This is a genomic window from Nocardioides sp. DN36 (genome assembly GCF_055380375.1).
This window is the reverse complement of record NZ_AP043823.1, coordinates 2,404,177-2,421,244: the sequence shown is the minus strand read 5'-3', so window position 1 is coordinate 2,421,244 and position 17,068 is coordinate 2,404,177. Positions and strand designations below refer to the sequence as shown.

At 73.6% G+C, this 17,068-nt stretch carries 13 protein-coding genes; all 13 read left to right on the top strand.

Going from position 1 to position 17,068, the window contains the following annotated elements; genetic code table 11:
• Positions 1-71 precede the first annotated feature (71 nt).
• Entirely contained in the window at positions 72-1,271 is a 1,200-nt protein-coding gene (locus tag ACZ43H_RS12465) for a winged helix DNA-binding domain-containing protein (RefSeq protein ID WP_464583177.1), read from the top strand.
• A gap of 757 nt (positions 1,272-2,028) precedes the next feature.
• Positions 2,029-3,429 (top strand): HNH endonuclease signature motif containing protein, encoded by a 1,401-nt coding sequence (locus tag ACZ43H_RS12460; protein ID WP_464583175.1) that lies wholly within the window; start codon positions 2,029-2,031, stop codon positions 3,427-3,429.
• Between the two features lie 371 nt (positions 3,430-3,800).
• Entirely contained in the window at positions 3,801-4,517 is a 717-nt protein-coding gene (locus ACZ43H_RS12455; protein ID WP_464583173.1) for a TIGR03936 family radical SAM-associated protein, read from the top strand.
• 341 nt (positions 4,518-4,858) lie between these two features.
• Positions 4,859-8,182: an Rne/Rng family ribonuclease gene (locus ACZ43H_RS12450; protein WP_464583171.1), complete on the top strand. Its 3,324-nt coding sequence runs from the start codon at positions 4,859-4,861 to the stop codon at positions 8,180-8,182.
• 281 nt (positions 8,183-8,463) lie between these two features.
• Entirely contained in the window at positions 8,464-8,772 is a 309-nt protein-coding gene (rplU, locus tag ACZ43H_RS12445; protein WP_464583169.1) for a 50S ribosomal protein L21, read from the top strand.
• A 35-nt stretch (positions 8,773-8,807) separates the two neighbouring features.
• Entirely contained in the window at positions 8,808-9,062 is a 255-nt protein-coding gene (gene rpmA / locus ACZ43H_RS12440; protein WP_379184286.1) for a 50S ribosomal protein L27, read from the top strand.
• Between the two features lie 127 nt (positions 9,063-9,189).
• Complete coding sequence (obgE, locus tag ACZ43H_RS12435) at positions 9,190-10,731, top strand: GTPase ObgE (RefSeq protein ID WP_464583167.1); 1,542 nt, start codon at positions 9,190-9,192, stop codon at positions 10,729-10,731.
• Positions 10,728-11,843 (top strand): glutamate 5-kinase, encoded by a 1,116-nt coding sequence (gene proB / locus ACZ43H_RS12430; RefSeq protein WP_464583165.1) that lies wholly within the window; start codon positions 10,728-10,730, stop codon positions 11,841-11,843. The genes obgE and proB overlap by 4 nt, the downstream gene beginning before the upstream one ends.
• Before the next feature lie 9 nt (positions 11,844-11,852).
• Positions 11,853-12,509 (top strand): nucleotidyltransferase domain-containing protein, encoded by a 657-nt coding sequence (locus ACZ43H_RS12425; protein ID WP_464583163.1) that lies wholly within the window; start codon positions 11,853-11,855, stop codon positions 12,507-12,509.
• A 54-nt stretch (positions 12,510-12,563) separates the two neighbouring features.
• Positions 12,564-13,757, top strand: coding sequence for a cysteine desulfurase family protein (locus ACZ43H_RS12420; RefSeq protein ID WP_464583161.1), 1,194 nt, complete (start codon positions 12,564-12,566; stop codon positions 13,755-13,757).
• A complete protein-coding gene (gene mnmA / locus ACZ43H_RS12415) occupies positions 13,754-14,857 on the top strand; it encodes a tRNA 2-thiouridine(34) synthase MnmA (protein ID WP_464583159.1) in 1,104 nt (367 codons plus the stop codon). The genes ACZ43H_RS12420 and mnmA overlap by 4 nt, the downstream gene beginning before the upstream one ends.
• Entirely contained in the window at positions 14,854-15,867 is a 1,014-nt protein-coding gene (locus tag ACZ43H_RS12410) for a uroporphyrinogen decarboxylase/cobalamine-independent methonine synthase family protein (RefSeq protein WP_464583157.1), read from the top strand. The genes mnmA and ACZ43H_RS12410 overlap by 4 nt, the downstream gene beginning before the upstream one ends.
• A gap of 32 nt (positions 15,868-15,899) precedes the next feature.
• Positions 15,900-17,063: a hypothetical protein gene (locus tag ACZ43H_RS12405; protein ID WP_464583155.1), complete on the top strand. Its 1,164-nt coding sequence runs from the start codon at positions 15,900-15,902 to the stop codon at positions 17,061-17,063.
• Positions 17,064-17,068: the final 5 nt, after the last annotated feature.

Sequence of the window (17,068 nt, the reverse complement as noted above, 5' to 3'; positions counted from 1 at the left end):
GATGATCCCAGCAACCGATCCCGTGTCGTCATACGGGTCCGGCTGTCGGTCCCGTCGGTCAGGATGGGGTCATGAGGCAGATCTCCGACGCGGCGCGACGCGCCCGGCTGGCCCGGCGGCACGCCGTCGCTCCCGCGCACCGGGCGTCCGACCCCGTGGCTGCGACGCGCGCGATGACGGTGCTGCACGCGACGGAGCCGGCCAGCGTCTACCTCTCGCTGTTCGCCCGGGTCGACGGCCTGACGCACGACGTGGTCGACCGGGCGCTGTACGACGACCGGGCACTGGTCAAGCAGCTCGCGATGCGGCGCACGCTGTTCGTCTTCCCGCGGGACCTGCTTCCCGCGGCCTGGGGAAGCGCGTCGGCCCGGGTGGCGGCCCAGCACCGGGCGCGGCTGGCCAAGGACGTCGAGGCCGCGGGGATCGCCGACGACGGCGCGGCGTGGCTGGAGGCCGCCCGCGCGGCCGTCCTCGAGCGGCTGGCCGACGGCTCGGCGCTGAGCGCGCAGGCGCTGCGCGAGCAGGTCCCGCAGCTGCACGGCCGGATCGACGTCGCCGCGCACAAGTCGTACGGCGGCAACTTCCCGATCGCGCCCCGGGTGCTCACCCAGCTCGGCGTCGAGGCCGCGACGGTGCGCGGGGCGAACGGCGGACACTGGCGGCTCTCGCGTCCGCAGTGGACGCTGATGCGCAGCTGGCTGGGGGAGGAGCCCACGCCCTGGAAGTCCGACGAGGGGTACGCCGAGCTCGCGCAACGGTGGCTGGCGACCTTCGGTCCGGGCACCGCCGCGGACCTGCAGTGGTGGCTCGGCGGCACGGCCGGCGCGGTGAAGCAGGCGCTGGCCGACGTCGGCGCCGTGCAGGTGTCGCTCGAGGACGGCGCCGTCGGGTGGGTGCTGCCCGGAGACGACGAGGACGAGCCCGCCCCCGGGCCCTGGGCCGCCCTGCTGCCCGTCCTCGACCCGACGATCATGGGGTGGAAGGACCGCGCCTTCGTCCTCGGCCCCCACGGCCCCGCCCTCTTCGACACCAACGGCAACGCCGGCACCACCGCCTGGTGGGACGGCCGGGTGGTCGGCTGCTGGATCCAGGACCCCGACGGCGTCGTCGAGGTCGAGCTCCTCGAGGACGTCGACGCCGACGGGCGGGCCGCCCTCGCGGCGGAGGCGGACCGGCTCACCGCGTGGCTCGACGGCGTCCGGGTGAGCACCGTCTACCCGTCCCCGGCGATGAAGGCTGCGCTCGCGCGGATCGTGGGTGCTCGCGGCTGACGGGTCTGGTGGGCCGGGGTCGGTCCAGGTGGGCTCGCGGACCGGTCCGCTCCCGGCTCTGCGGTTGCCTTCGGTGGCGGTCCTTTGGCTGGCTACGGGGAGGTCCGCCTCGGTCGGCGCCGGCTCCCGGCGTCGGGGTGTGCGGTTTGGTCACCAACCGCATCCGATCGGCGCGGTCCGGTGCGGGCTGTGACCATTCGGCACCCCTCCTGGGCGAGCCGGCCGGGCGGCGGGCGTCGGGTTCGGGCTCCGGTGCGTTCCCGGCCCTCCGGCTGCTTTCGGTTGCGGTCCTGGCTGGCTACCGGGGAGGTCCGTCTCGGTCGGCGCTGGCTCCCGGCTTTGGGGTGTGCGGTTTGGTCACCAACCGCATCGAATCTGGCCGATCCGGTGGAGTCTGTGACCAATCGGCACCCCTCCTGGGCGACCCGGCCGGGCGGCTGGCGTTCGGCTTCAGCTCCGGCTCGCTCACGGCCTTCCGGCTGCTTTGGGTGGCGGTCCTGGCTGGCTACCGGGGAGGTCCGCCTCGGTCGGCGCCGGCTCCCGGCTTCGGGGTGTGCGGTTTGGTCACCAACCGCATCGAATCTGGCCGATCCGGTGGAGTCTGTGACCACTCGACGAGGGTCCCTGCGGCCAACCCCGACGTCGTTCCAGAGCCCCGACATGTTGCTCGAAACTTTCATCGGAAAGCATCTCGCCTAGCGAGATATCCACAGGTCAGGAGCCCGGGACTGTCGGTGCCCTCTGGTTGAGTCAGGTCATGGAGCAGCAGCCGACCGACACGACGACCAGCCCCGCCGGGGTGGCCGCCGCCGCGGCCGCGCTGCTCACCCAGCTCGGCGAGGTGCTGTGGGCCGCCAAGACCAGTGACGAGCTGGTCGACGTGGTCGCCGCGTTGGAGCAGGTCCGCTGCCAGGTCGCGGCCGTGCAGGCGCCGGTGCTGGCCGAGATCGAGGCCCGCGGGGTCGCCAAGACTCAGCTGGCGTGGGGGTCGACCGCGGCGTGGTTCACCCACCTCGCCGGCCTGCACCACGCCGAGGGCCACCGCACCGTCCGCCAGGCCGCGGCCCTCGTCGGCGACTACGCGACCACCCACGCGGCGCTGTCGCGGGGTGCGATCTCGCCGGAGCAGGCGTCGGTGATCGTGACCGCGGTCGACAGGCTCCCCCTGAACCCAACGGTCCGCGCCGACGGCGAGACCGCGCTGTTGCGGGAGGCGGGCCGGTTGAACGCCACCGACCTGGCCACCGTCGGCAAACGCCTCGACGTCCTGGTGGACCCCGACAAGGCCGAACGGAAGCTCGAGGCCGCGCTGTACCGGGAGGACCGGGCCGCGCACCACCACCGGTACCTCGCGATCACCGAGGACGGCGCCGGCGGCATCCGGTTGCGCGGCCGCGGCACCGTCGAGGACGCCGCCCTGATCAAGGCTGCCCTGCTCCCACTCACCAAGCCCCAGCCCGCCACCGCCACCACAACCGACACCGGCACCGGCACCGGCACCGGCACGGAGGATGACCCGGACTGCCTGGTCGAGAGGGATCCCCGCGATCACGGCGCCCGGTTGTGGGACGCGCTGGTCGAGACCGCGCGGCACGCCCTGACCACCGAGCTGCCACCCGACTGCCACGGCGCCCGTCCCCGGGTCGCGGTCACCGTCACCCTCGAGACCCTCCGGGGGCAGATCGACTGGGCCAGCCTCGACGCCACCACCCTGGACGCCACCACCCCGGTCGGTGGGGTGACCGACGACGGCCTGGAGCTGACGCCGGCCGTGGTGCGGCGGCTGGCCTGCGACGCCGACATCATCCCCATCGCCCTCGGCAACCACGGCGAGGTCCTCGACGTCGGCCGGGCACATCGACTGGTGACCCCCGCACTGTGGCGGGCCCTGGTCTGCCGCGACCGGCACTGCGCCTTCCCCGGCTGCACCCGACCCCCGGTGATGGGCCACGCCCACCACATCACCCCCTGGACCGACGGCGGCGTGACCAGCCTGGACAACCTGGTGCTGCTGTGCGGACACCACCACCGCACCGTCCACCACACCCCCTGGGAAGTGCGGATCAGCAGCCACGACGGCAAGCCGGAGTTCCTGCCACCCCCGAGACCCGGGCATCCGCCCGACCAGTGGACCCGATCCCGCCCCCGACGCGAGTGAGGAGACGAATCAGCCGTCGAGCACGGTCAGGGATCGACAACAATCCTCAGCAGAGAAGGGGCGAAGGAGAGGCAGCCGGCCAGGAGTGGCCCGCAGCCGCGAACCGCGCGCGAGGAGCGTAAAAGCGAGCGAAGGCGCCGAAACGGAGCCCAACCCCAGCGGCGAGGGACCGGCGCCGCAGCGAAGCAAGCGACGGCGCACGGTCCGCGGCGGAGGGCCACACGAAGCCAGCAGCGAGCCACAGCAACAAGAGAGCCCGGCCACCGCCGGAGAAGGCCACCCCCGGAGAAGGGCGCCGCCGAAAGAGATCGAGCCCCGGGGACGCAGTCGCGAACTCACGCCCGACCCGACGAGTGGCCTAGCCTTTGCCGGTGCGTGAACAGCCCGAGCAGCAAGCCCCGCCCGTCCAGCGGCTCCGGATCCGCTACGCCAAGCGCGGCCGTCTCCGGTTCACCAGCCACCGCGACTTCAGCCGGGCGTTCGAGCGCGCGGTCTTCCGGGCCCGCATCCCGATGGCGTACTCCTCGGGCTTCAACCCGCACCCGCGCATCTCGTACGCCGGTGCCGCGCCGACCGGCTCGGCCAGCGAGGCGGAGTACCTCGAGATCGCGCTGGCCGAGGTGGTCCGCCCCGACGACGTACGGGTGGCGCTGGAGGAGGCACTTCCTGACGGGTTGGACATCCTGGAGGTCGTGGAGTCGGCGGGCGGGTCGCTGGCCGACCGGCTCGAGGCCAGTCGGTGGAACCTCGACGTGGCTGTCGCCGCGGAGGTGGTCGCGCCCGCGGTCGAGCAGTTCCTGGCGACCGACGCCGTGTCGGTGGAGCGGATGACGAAGAAGGGGCTCCGCGAGTTCGACTGCCGCGCGGCCGTGGTCTCCCTCGAGGTCGCCCCGCACGATCGCGGTGCGCGCCTCGACCTGGTCCTGCGCCACACCGTGCCCGCCGTCCGCCCCGACGACGTCCTCACCGGGCTGGCCTCCGTCTCCGGTCTCGAGGTGGGGGAGTCGCCCCTGCTCACCCGGGTCGCCCAGGGGCCTCTCGACCAGGTCGCCGGCACCATCGGCGACCCGCTGCTCGGTTCGGCATAGGTCCCTTTCGCGCTCCGTGTGCGATACTCGCCATGGTTGACGAGGGACGGCCTGGCTGCCCCGGACTCGACCCGACGACGTTCTCGCCGTCCCCCTCGCGGGGTCGGCACAGTGGTTGTACGTCCTCGCCAGACCGCGACGCGGCAGAGGGTCGGTGACAGCGATCCGTAGCAGTCCTCCAGGACTGTGCCCGGCGACCGCGGCAGGTGGGACAGCGAACAGCCAGTGACGCACTGCGGAGAGTGTCGCCGCCACCGAAGGCTTTGCGCTGTCGGCCCTGAACTCGCGGGCCCGCAGCGTCCGACACGCCCGGCGCGCGACGCCGGGTCGAGGAGCATTACATGCCCGACGACCTCAACGCAGGAACCCCCTCGCACGGTGAGGAACCCTCGGCCGAGTCCAGCGGGAGCCCCGCTGAGTCCGCGCCCGGGACCACCCCGGACGGCCCCGCCCCGGTGAAGAAGGCTGCGGCCCGGAAGACGGCGGCGAAGAAGGCCCCCGCGAAGAAGACCGCGACGCGCAAGGCGGCCGCGAAGAAGACGGTGGCCACGGACGCCCCCGTCGAGCCGGCCCCTCTCGCCTCGACCGCCGTCGAGCCCGCTCCGCAGGAGTCCGGTGCCGTCGAGCCCGCGGCCGAGCTGACCGGCGACACGGCCGAGGCCCCCGCCAAGAAGGCCACGGCGAAGAAGGCGGCCGCGAAGAAGACCGCCAAGAAGGCGCCCGCCAAGAAGGCCCCCGCGAAGAAGGCGGCGGCCAAGAAGGCGGTCGCGGTCGAGGAGCCCCCGGCAGAGCTGCCCGTCGAAGCCCTCGAGGTCGACGAGGAGGAGGCCGAGTCCGCCGCGCCTGCCGCGGAGGGGACCGGGTCCGCCGCGCCTGCCGCCGAGGCGGTGGCCCCGCTGGTGCTCTTCCAGGCCCCCGAGCCGACCAAGGCGCCGGCCAAGCGGACCCGCAAGGCCGCCCAGCCGAAGACCAAGCCGAAGACCCAGCCCGAGGCCCAGTCGGCCGAGGAGCAGCCGGCCGGGGAGCAGCTGGAGACCGAGCAGCCGGCCGAGCCGGGTGCCGAGACCGCGCCCGCCGAGCCGCAGCCGTTCGAGTCCGCCGATGAGTCGGCCGCACAGCAGGACCAGCAGCAGCCCGACCAGGGTGCCGGTGAGGGCGAGGAGGGCGAGGGCGGCGGTCGCCGTCGCCGCCGTCGCGGTGGACGACGTCGCCGCAAGTCCGGGGACGGTGAGTCCAACGAGGCGCAGGACGGCTCCGCCGCCGCGTCCGAGGAGGAGCCCGACCCGGCCGCGCAGGCCGCGCAGGCCGAGGGCGACCAGGAGGAGTCCGGCGGCGAGGGTGGTTCCTCGCGCCGGCGTCGCCGCCGTCGCCGTTCGGGAGACTCGGGGGACGACTCGGCCGACGAGTCGCAGAACACCGTCACCCGGGTGCGCAAGCCTCGCAACGCCGAGGACGAGATCACCGCGGTCTCCGGCTCGACCCGCCTCGAGGCCAAGAAGCAGCGTCGCCGCGAGGGGCGCGAGGCCGGTCGCCGTCGCGCCCCGATCGTGAGCGAGGCCGAGTTCCTCGCCCGTCGCGAGTCGGTCGAGCGCGTGATGGTGGTCCGCCAGCGCGACGAGCTGACCCAGATCGGCGTGCTCGAGGACAAGGTGCTCGTGGAGCACTACGTCGCCCGGGAGTCCCAGACCTCCCTGATCGGCAACGTCTACCTCGGCCGCGTCCAGAACGTGCTGCCCTCGATGGAGGCCGCCTTCATCGACATCGGCAAGGGCCGCAACGCCGTGCTGTACGCCGGCGAGGTCAACTGGTCGGCGCTCGGCCACCGCGAGGGACAGCCTCGCAAGATCGAGTCGGTGCTCACGTCCGGGCAGCCCGTGCTCGTGCAGGTCACCAAGGACCCGATCGGGCACAAGGGTGCCCGCCTGACCAGCCAGATCAGCCTGGCCGGACGGTTCCTCGTCTACGTGCCGGACGGCACCACCAGCGGCATCTCGCGCAAGCTGCCGGACACCGAGCGCAACCGCCTCAAGGCGCTGCTCAAGGAGATCGTCCCGGACAGCGCGGGCGTCATCGTCCGCACGGCCGCCGAGGGCGCCAGCGAGGACGAGCTCACGCGCGACGTCGAGCGCCTCAAGGCCCGCTGGGAGGACATCGAGAAGAAGGCCAAGGGCAGCGCCCCGCAGCTGCTGTACGGCGAGCCGGACCTGACGCTCAAGGTGGTCCGCGACCTGTTCACCGAGGACTTCTCCAAGCTCGTCATCCAGGGCGACGACGCCTGGGACACCGTGCAGGGATACGTCTCGCACGTCGCACCGGACCTCGAGAGCAGGCTGGAGCGCTACGTGCCGGAGAACGGCAAGGACGTGTTCGCGACGTACCGCATCGACGAGCAGATCGCCAAGGGTCTGGACCGCAAGGTCTGGCTGCCCTCGGGGGGATCGCTGATCATCGACCGCACCGAGGCGATGACGGTCGTCGACGTGAACACCGGCAAGTTCACCGGCTCGGGGGGCAACCTCGAGGAGACCGTCACCAAGAACAACCTGGAGGCGGCCGAGGAGATCGTCCGCCAGCTCCGGCTGCGTGACATCGGCGGCATCATCGTCGTCGACTTCATCGACATGGTCCTGGAGTCCAACCGCGACCTCGTGCTGCGCCGCCTGGTCGAGTGCCTGGGCCGGGACCGCACCCGCCACCAGGTGGCCGAGGTGACCTCGCTCGGCCTGGTGCAGATGACCCGCAAGCGGATCGGCACCGGCCTGGTCGAGTCGTTCAGCGAGAACTGCGAGCACTGCCAGGGCCGCGGAGTCGTCATCAAGGACGCGCCGGTCGAGCCGAAGAAGGCCGAGGACGAGTCGCGTCGCGGTGCTCGCCGCAGCCGCGGTGGTCGCGGTCGCGGCCAGGACGGCGACGGGCACGGCCACGAGTCGGGCAACGGTCAGGGCGGTGAGCACAGCAAGGCGCCCTCGCCCAAGGACATCGCCGCGGTCGCGAAGCCGGAGAACGCCGAGAAGGCCGCCCACGACGGGCAGGAGCCCCAGCCGGTCGAGCAGAAGCAGGCCGAGCAGAAGCAGGCCGAGCAGAAGCAGGCCGAGCCCCAGCCGGTCGAGCAGAAGCAGGCCGAGCCCCAGCCGGTCGAGCAGAAGCAGGCCGAGCAGAAGCCGGTCGACGAGCCCGTCGCGACGCTGACCGAGGCCGAGCCGAAGCAGGCGCAGCCCGAGCCCGTGGAGCCGGCGGCCCCCAAGGTGGTCACCCGCACGCGCCGCCGCGCCGCCAGCCGGCCGGCCGGACAGCCCGAGCAGCAGTCCACCCCGCAGCCGGTCGTGGTGCCGGCTCCGGCTGCCCCGGTGGCGGCCAGCACCGAGCCGGAGGCCCCGGCCGCACCGGTGGAGCCGCCGAAGGTCGTGACCCGCACCCGTGGCCGCAGCGCGAGCCGCCCTGCCGGTCCGCCGGCTGCGCTCCCGAACGCGACGGTGCCCGCGATGGCACCTGTGGCGGGTGCTCCGTCGGGCAGTGTCGGCAGTGTCGGGGTCCCGCCGGAGCACGGCGTGGTCGAGCCGGGCACCGCGGTGACCGAGCCCGGCGCGGACGTCGCCGAGGCGCACGAGGACAGCCACCCGGTCGAGCACGTCCCGATCAAGAAGAAGGGCTCGCGCAAGCGCTGAGCGCCTTCGCGAGCCAGCGATGCGAAGGACCCGGAGCACCTGGTGCGCCGGGTCCTTCGCGCTGCAGGCTGCGCTCCGCGAGCGGGGAGCAGCGCCCGTGGACTCGCGTTTTGCGGTGACCGGGCCCGATCCGTACTATTGACCCTCGGTGCGCTTGTGCGTGCCTCTCTCTGTGTGGCAGTCCGCGCCGCGCTCGATCCAGGCTCGACCCGGGGATCGTCGGTGCGTGCAGGTCAGCCCCAGACCATGACGTAAGCGAGAGTTCGACGAAGGAGACCGCGGTGTACGCGATCGTGCGCGCAGGCGCCAAGCAGCAGAAGGTTGCCGTGGGCGACGTCATCGAGATCGACAAGGTGACGACCGAGGTGGGCCAGACGCTGACCCTTCCCGTCGTCCTCGCCGTCGATGGCGAGACCATCACCTCCGACGCGAAGGCGCTCGACAAGGCCTCCGTGACCGTCGAGGTGCTCGGCGCCACCAAGGGCCCCAAGATCATCATCCAGAAGTACAAGAACAAGACCGGTTACAAGAAGCGCCAGGGTCACCGTCAGAAGTACACCCAGGTCAAGGTCACCGACATCTCCCTCTGAGCGCAGCTCTGCTCCGAGACACCTAAGGACTCGAAATGGCACACAAGAAGGGCGCGGCGTCGACCAAGAACGGTCGCGACTCCAACGCGCAGCGGCTCGGCGTCAAGCGGTACGGCGGCCAGACGGTCAACGCGGGCGAGATCATCGTGCGCCAGCGCGGCACCCACTTCCACCCGGGCGCCGGCGTGGGTCGCGGTGGCGACGACACCCTGTTCGCCCTGGTCGCGGGCGCGGTCGAGTTCGGTACCCGTCGCGGTCGCCGCGTCGTGAACATCGTCCCGGGCGAGTGACCTGACGCTCACCTGAGGCAAGTCTTTTCGAAGGGCGTCCCTGTCGACGGGGCGCCCTTCGTCCATTTCGGTCCCATCGCAGTGATCCCACTGCAGTGATCCACCCACGTCCGATCGGCGGTTGACCATGGCTGTACCCACCTTCGTGGACCGGGTGACGTTGCACGTCAGCGCCGGTCGGGGCGGCAACGGCGTCGCGTCCGTCCACCGCGAGAAGTTCAAGCCCCTCGGGGGCCCCGACGGCGGCAACGGCGGTCCGGGCGGATCGGTGATCCTGCGCGTCGACCCCGACGTGACCACGCTGATCGACTACCATCACAGCCCGAAGCGTCGCGCCGAGCACGGCGGCCACGGTGCCGGCGGCCACCGCAACGGCGGCCACGGCTCCGACCTGGTGCTCCCCGTCCCCGACGGCACCGTCGTCACCGACTCCTCCGGCAAGGTGCTCGCCGACATGGTCGGGCCCGGCACCGAGCTGGTCGTGGCCCAGGGTGGCCGCGGCGGCCTCGGCAACGCCGCGCTCGCGTCGTCCAAGCGCAAGGCGCCCGGCTTCGCCCTGCTCGGCGAGCCCGGCGACGAGCTCGAGATCGGCCTCGAGCTCAAGGTCGTGGCCGACATCGGCCTGGTCGGCTTCCCCAGCGCCGGCAAGTCCAGCCTGATCGCCGCGATCAGCCGCGCCCGGCCCAAGATCGCCGACTACCCGTTCACCACGCTGGTGCCCAACCTCGGCGTGGTCACCGCCGGCGACACCACCTTCACCGTGGCCGACGTGCCCGGCCTGATCGAGGGCGCGAGCGACGGCCGCGGGCTGGGCCACGACTTCCTGCGCCACATCGAGCGCTGCGCGGCACTGGTGCACGTCGTCGACACCGCCACCATGGAGCCCGGCCGCAACCCGGTCGAGGACCTCGACATCATCGAGAACGAGCTCAGCCGGTACGGCGGCCTCGAGGACCGGCCCCGCCTGGTGGCGCTGAACAAGGTCGACGTGCCGGACGGTCGCGACATCTCCGACTTCGTGGTCGAGGAGCTGCGCGAGCGCGGCCTGCGGGTCTTCCCCGTCTCCGCCGCGTCGGGCGAGGGGCTGCGCGAGCTGACCTTCGCGATGGCCGAGATCGTGGCCCGGGCCCGCGCCGAGAAGCCGGTCGTCGAGGCGACCCGGATCGTGCTGCGCCCGGCCTCGGCCGACGGGGCTGACTCCTTCACGGTCAAGCAGACCGGTGAGGGCTGGCGGGTGCGGGGCGAGAAGCCCGAGCGCTGGGTGCGCCAGACCGACTTCAGCAACGACGAGGCGGTCGGCTTCCTCGCCGACCGGCTGAACCGGCTCGGCGTGGAGACGCGTCTGGTCGAGCTGGGCGCCCAGGAGGGCGACGCCGTGCTGATCGGTCACCCCGACAACGCGGTGGTGTTCGACTTCAAGCCCGGCATCGACGCGGGCGCGGAGATGCTCGGACGCCGCGGCGAGGACCAGCGCTTCGACGAGTCGCGTCCGGCGGCCCGGCGTCGCCGCGCCATCGACGAGGCGATGCCGGAGCGCGAGGAGGGCGAGACCAGGGCCGACGTGGCCCGACGCCTCGACCGCCCCGCCGGCCCCACGTCGTACGAGATCGGCAGCGCGCAGGACCCGGACTGGGCGGAGAACGACCCGGGCGCGGACGACCGGGCATGACCGGACGCCCGGAGGTCGCCGACGCTCGTCGCGTGGTGGTCAAGGTCGGTTCCTCGTCCCTGACCACCGCCGCCGGCGGCATCGACCCGGACCGGGTGAGCCGGCTGGTGGACGTGCTGGCCGCCGTCCGGGCCCGCGGGGCCGAGGTCGTGCTGGTGTCCTCCGGGGCGATCGCCGCCGGGCTGGCCCCGCTCGGGCTGAGCCGGCGCCCCCGGGGCCTGCCGGCCCAGCAGGCGGCGGCCTCGGTGGGCCAGGGGCTGCTCGTCCACCGCTACACCGAGGAGCTCGCCCGGCACGGGCTGATCGCCGGACAGGTGCTGCTCACCCTCGACGACGTCACCCGCCGCCCGCACTACCGCAACGCCTACCAGACCTTCGCCAAGCTGCTCGACCTCGGCGTGCTGCCGATCGTCAACGAGAACGACACCGTGGCCACCACCGAGATCCGGTTCGGCGACAACGACCGGCTGGCGGCCCTGGTGGCCCACCTGGTCCACGCCGACCTGCTCGTGCTGCTCTCCGACGTCGACGGTCTCTACGACGCCGACCCGTCGGCGCCGGGCAGCTCCCTCGTCGCCGACGTCGTCACCGAGGCAGACCTCGCCGCCGTGAGCATCGGCAGCGCCGGGGCTGCGGGCGTGGGCACCGGCGGCATGCAGACGAAGGTCGAGGCGGCCCGGATCGCCACCGGCGCCGGCATCCCCGTCGTGCTGACTGCGGCGGACCGGGCGCCCGAGGCGCTCGAGGGACGCCGGGTCGGCACCCTGTTCCACGCGACCGGCCGCCGCCGCCCCACGCGCCTGCTCTGGCTCGCCCACGCCACCGAGCCCAAGGGCAGCCTCCACCTCGACCCCGGTGCCGTGCGCGCGGTCGTCGAGCGCCGCGCCTCGCTGCTGGCGGCGGGGGTCACCGGCGCCACGGGGACCTTCGTGGCCGGCGATCCCGTCGACCTGTGCGGGCCGGACGGGGTCGCGGTGGCCCGTGGCCTGGTCAACTTCGACGCCGAGGAGGTCCCGAGCCTGCTCGGGCGCTCCAGCCACGAGCTCAAGCGCGAGCTCGGCTCCGGCTACGAGCGTGAAGTCGTCCACCGCGACGACCTGGTGCTGCTCTAGGCTGCGACCGTGACGGCCCGCGAGCCCCTGCCCCGGACCGCCGACGAGGTGGCGGAGGACGAGGAGTTCTTCCGGCGGTACGGCGCCTGGGCGCCACTCGACCCGTCCGGGCTGGCCGAGTTCATGAGCGGGTTCCCGCGGCCCTGGTGGATCGTGGGCGGCTGGTCGATCGAGGCCTTCACGGGCGCGCCGCGCGAGCACGAGGACGTGGACCTGTCCATCCTCGCCTGCGACGTGCCGCGGCTGCGTGAGCACGTGGGGGACCGGTGGCACCTGTGGAGCAACCACGGCGGCACCCTGCGTCCGCTCGACGACCGGTTCCCCGAGCCGATCAGCGTCGAGAGCCAGATCTGGGTGCGGGCGAGCGCGCAGGACCCGTGGGTGATCGACCTCCCGATCACGCCGGACCGCGACGGGCTGTGGACCAACAAGCGGATGCCCGACCACGTGGCACCGCTCGACGAGGTCACCTGGGTGGCTGCGGACGACATCCGCTACCTCCGGCCCGAGATCACGCTGCTCTACAAGGCCGCCCTGGCCCGCCCCAAGGACGACCGCGACCTGGATCGGACCTGGCCGCTGCTCGACCACGGGGCCCGTGCGTGGCTGCGCGACGCCGTGCGCCGGCTCCACCCCGACCACGCCTGGCTGGAACGGCTGGCCTGACGGTCCCCGGCGGTTGGGCGCCGCAGCCGGGGGCGCCGTACGCTGGTCGGTGCGATGACCACCCGTACCGCCTACCTCGACCATGCCGCCACCACGCCGATGCGTGCTGAGGCCGTCGAGGCGATGACGCGGCACCTGCTCGACGTGGGCAACCCCAGCTCGCTGCACGCGTCCGGCCGGAAGGCCCGCCGTGTCGTCGAGGAGTCCCGCGAGACGATCGCGCGGGCCCTGGGCTGCCGCCCCGGCGAGGTCGTCTTCACCTCCGGCGGGACCGAGGCAGACAACCTGGCCCTCAAGGGCATCTACTGGTCGCGCCGCGCCGCGGACCCGGCCCGCACCCGCATCCTGTCCACGGCCGTCGAGCACCACGCCGTCCTCGACGCGCTCCACTGGCTGGGGGAGCGGGAGGGGGCCGAGGTCGAGCTGCTGCCCGTCGACGCGCAGGCCCGCCTCGACGTCGAGGCCCTGCGGGCCAGCGTCGAGCGCGACCCGGGCTCCGTCGCCCTCATCTCGGTGATGTGGGCCAACAACGAGGTCGGCACGGTCCAACCGATCGACGAGGTCGTCGCGATCGCCGCCGAGCACGGCATCCCCGTGCACACCGATGCCGTCCAGGCGGTCGGTGCGGTGCCGGTGGACTTCGCCGCGTCCGGCGTCGACGCCCTGACCCTGACCGGGCACAAGGTCGGCGGGCCCTACGGCGTGGGCGCGCTCGTCGTACGCCGCGAGGTCGACGTCACCGCGCTCGTGCACGGTGGCGGCCAGGAGCGCGACATCCGCAGCGGCACCATCGACACCCCGGCCATCGCCGGCTTCGCCACGGCCGTGGAGCTGTCGGTCAAGCAGCAGGCCGACCACGCGGTCCGGGTCGGCGCGCTGCGCGACGACCTCGTGGCCCGGGTGATCGAGGCGGTCCCCGACGCGCACCTGCACGGGGCCGCGCTCGACCCGACCGGCGTGCACCGGCTGCCCGGCAACGCCCACCTCGGCTTCCCCGACTGCGAGGGCGACAGCCTGCTGATGCTGCTCGACGCCCGCGGCATCGAGTGCTCCACCGGCTCGGCCTGCTCCGCGGGCGTGCCCCAGCCCTCCCACGTCCTGCTGGCGATGGGCTGCACCGACGAGGCCGCGCGGCACTCCCTGCGGTTCTCCCTCGGGCACACCTCCACCCAGGCCGACGTCGACGCACTCGTCGAGGCCATCGCCCCGGTGGTCGAGCGCGCCAGGATGGCGAAGAGGCCGTCATGAGAGTGCTCGCCGCCATGTCCGGCGGCGTCGACTCGGCCGTCGCCGCCGCACGCGCCGCCGAGGCCGGCCACGACGTCACGGGCATCCACCTCGCCCTGTCGCGCAACCCCGCGTCGTACCGCTCCGGGGCTCGCGGCTGCTGCACGATCGAGGACAGCAACGACGCCCGCCGGGCCGCCGACGTGATCGGCATCCCCTTCTACGTCTGGGACCTCTCCGAGCGCTTCCACGAGGACGTCGTCGAGGACTTCATGGACGAGTACGCCGCCGGCCGCACGCCCAACCCCTGCCTGCGCTGCAACGAGAAGATCAAGTTCGCGGCCGTGCTGGACCGCGCCCTCGCCCTCGGCTTCGACGCGGTCGCCACCGGCCACTACGCGCAGCTGCGCACCGGCGCGGACGGGCTGATCGAGATGCACCGTGCCGTCGACGGCGGCAAGGACCAGTCCTACGTCCTCGGCGTGCTGGACCAGCAGCAGCTCGCGCACTCGCTCTTCCCGCTCGGCGACTCGACCAAGACCGCCGTGCGGGCCGAGGCGGCCGAGCGTGGCCTGCTCGTCGCCGACAAGCCCGACAGCCACGACATCTGCTTCGTCGCCGACGGCGACAACGCCGGCTGGCTGCGCGAGAAGCTGGGGGAGCGGGCCCCGAACCACGGCGGCGACATCGTCGACGAGGCCTCGGGGGAGGTGCTCGGCCGGCACGACGGCACCTACGCCTACACGATCGGCCAGCGCAAGGGCCTGCGGATCGGCCGGCCGGCGCCGGACGGCAAGCCCCGCTTCGTCCTCGACATCGAGCCGGTCAGCGGCACGGTCACCGTCGGACCGCGCGAGCGTCTCGCCGTCGACGGGCTGACCGGCATCCGGCCACGCTGGTGCGGCACCGTGCCCGACGCGCTGGAGGGGACCGTCCAGCTGCGGGCGCACGGCGAGGAGCACCGGGCCGTGGTGACCGTGGACCCGACCGGCCAGGAGCTGGACATCGAGCTGCTCGACCCGGCGTACGGCATCGCACCGGGCCAGGCGGCGGTGCTCTACGACGGGACCCGCGTGGTCGGGTCCGCCACGATCTCCGCCACCGAACGGGTCCGCGGATGAGCATCGCCACCGGCGTCGGGTCGATGCCCGGCGAGGACCAGCACGCCTACGACGAGGCGGTGCGCCTGGTCCTCGGCGAGCTGCCCGACCTGCCCCACCTGCCCGAGGTCCCCGGTCGCGGCGCGATCGCCACCATGACCGGTCGCGCGCTGGCGGTCGTCAGCGAGCTGGGCGCCGACCTGCAGCCCGCCGGCTGGCGGCTGACCGGCAGCGACGGCCCCGGGATCGACCACCGTCGCGCGCGCAGCCTCCTCGGCCAGGACCTCGACGGCCTCGAGGAGCAGGCCGAGGGCGCCCTGCCGACCGAGGGGGGCGCGTTCAAGATCCAGGTCGCGGGCCCGTGGACGCTGGCCGCGACCGTCGAGAAGCCTCGCGGCGACCGGGTGCTCAGCGACGTCGGTGCCCGGCGCGAGCTGGCCCAGGCGCTCGCCGAGGGCCTGCGCGTCCACGTGCGCGACGTACGCCGGCGGCTCCCCGGGGTCGACCGGCTGGTCGTCCAGGTCGACGAGCCGGTGCTGGCGGCGGTGCTGGGCGGGCGGGTGCCGACGGCCTCCGGCTTCCACCGGCACCGCAGCGTCGACCTGCCGCACGCCTCGGCCGCCCTGGAGTGGGTCCTCGCCGCGATCGCCGAGGAGGGCGCCGAGCCCTGGGTGCACACCTGCGCGGCCGGCACGCCCCTGGGCCTGCTCCGGGGCGCCGGCGCCCGCGGCCTCTCGGTCGACCTGTCCCAGATGGGCGCCGCCGACCACGACGTGCTGGCCGAGGCGCTGGAGGCCGGCGAGTCCGTCGCCCTGGGCGTCCTGCCGTCGACCGCACCGGCGACCGTCCCGACGCCCGGCCAGCTGGCCGAGTCCGTGCACCGGTGGCTGGACATGGTCGGTCTCGATCCGGCAACGACGGGATCCGGACTGGTCCTCACGGCAACCTGCGGGCTGGCCGGCGCGTCTGATGGGTGGGCGCGCCGTGCGCCCGCGCTGCTGCGCGCCGCCGCGCAGGAACTCACCGGCTGACCCGCCCTCGGGGGCGGACACGAGGGGGAACGATGACGAGACGACTGCTGGCGTCCGGGAGCCTGGCCCTGCTGGTCGTGGGACTGCTCGCGACCTCCGCCTGCGGCAGCGATCCGGCCGGCCCGACCGGTGGGGCGGGCGACGTGCCGATCACCCAGCGTGCCATCGCCGCCGTGGCGCTCGACCACCTGCCGGGCGAGCCGAACCACCTCGAGGCGACGTACACCGACCGGCGCTCGCCACGGGGCCTGCTCGGCGCCGACCTGCGCTACGGGTACGGCGGCGAGGACGACGGCGACCTGGTGCGGGTCACCCTCAGTCCCGAGGTGACACCGCACCCCTGCCACGGCGACGGTGCCGACGGCTGCGTGCGGCTCTCGGACGGCACGACCGGCCGGGCGTTCCTGCTGTGGGACCTCGAGGAGCCCGAGGAGGACCCCGGCTTCGTCGCCGTGGTGCTCCAGCGCGAGGGCGAGCAGGTCGTGGCGCTCACGGCGGGTGAGGTCATCCGCAAGGACCCGCGCAAGCAGCAGCTGCGGGTGCCGGTCGCGACCCTCGAGGAGCTGGTCCGCGACGACCGCCTGCACCTGATGACCACCCAGGACGTCGTCGACGCCGGCGCCGACCTGCAGAACTGGAGCGGCGGCGAGCCGGACCCGCACGCCTACGACCTGGTTCCGGCGACCGACTACGCGCTCGCCGTGGTGTACCCGTTCCTCAACGGCGGCTACCTCTACTACAGCCGTCCCCGGTCCTCGCCGGTCAAGGCGGACTTCGGGGACGGCGCGGTCGGCGGCCGCGTACACCGCCAGGGCGACGGGGAGCTCCCGGGCCGTGCCATCGACGTGCTGGCCTCGCGCAGCGGTCCCTCCTGGCTGGCCGAGGACCCGTGCCGCACGGCCCGCTTCAAGGGGCACTGCGTGGAGCTGTCGGGCCGCCGCGGCCCTCGCTACCTGGCGTGGGTGCCGGGCCGGGCCGCCGACGGTGGCGAGGTGTGGGGGTTCCAGCGGCGCGCCCACCAGGTGGTGGGCATCCGGCTCTCGGGCTTCAGAGTGCCCGAGTCGCGCCAGCGGGTGGAGGTGCGCACCGAGTGGTTCCTGGTCAAGCGCGTGCTCGGCAGCCGGACCGTCGGGGTGCGCGTCGAGAAGCGGCTGCTCGACTTCGACCTCGAGGCGGCCCAGGACGCCGGCCGCTGAGCCCA

Bases quoted from the DNA above. Each gene is read 5' to 3' on its own strand.
- mnmA (WP_464583159.1), top strand. From the start codon at position 13,754: ATGAGAGTGCTCGCCGCCATGTCCGGCGGCGTCGACTCGGCCGTCGCC.
- ACZ43H_RS12420 (WP_464583161.1), top strand. From the start codon at position 12,564: ATGACCACCCGTACCGCCTACCTCGACCATGCCGCCACCACGCCGATG.
- ACZ43H_RS12465 (WP_464583177.1), top strand. From the start codon at position 72: ATGAGGCAGATCTCCGACGCGGCGCGACGCGCCCGGCTGGCCCGGCGG.
- ACZ43H_RS12405 (WP_464583155.1), top strand. From the start codon at position 15,900: ATGACGAGACGACTGCTGGCGTCCGGGAGCCTGGCCCTGCTGGTCGTG.
- rpmA (WP_379184286.1), top strand. From the start codon at position 8,808: ATGGCACACAAGAAGGGCGCGGCGTCGACCAAGAACGGTCGCGACTCC.
- ACZ43H_RS12450 (WP_464583171.1), top strand. From the start codon at position 4,859: ATGCCCGACGACCTCAACGCAGGAACCCCCTCGCACGGTGAGGAACCC.
- ACZ43H_RS12460 (WP_464583175.1), top strand. From the start codon at position 2,029: ATGGAGCAGCAGCCGACCGACACGACGACCAGCCCCGCCGGGGTGGCC.
- ACZ43H_RS12410 (WP_464583157.1), top strand. From the start codon at position 14,854: ATGAGCATCGCCACCGGCGTCGGGTCGATGCCCGGCGAGGACCAGCAC.
- proB (WP_464583165.1), top strand. From the start codon at position 10,728: ATGACCGGACGCCCGGAGGTCGCCGACGCTCGTCGCGTGGTGGTCAAG.
- obgE (WP_464583167.1), top strand. From the start codon at position 9,190: ATGGCTGTACCCACCTTCGTGGACCGGGTGACGTTGCACGTCAGCGCC.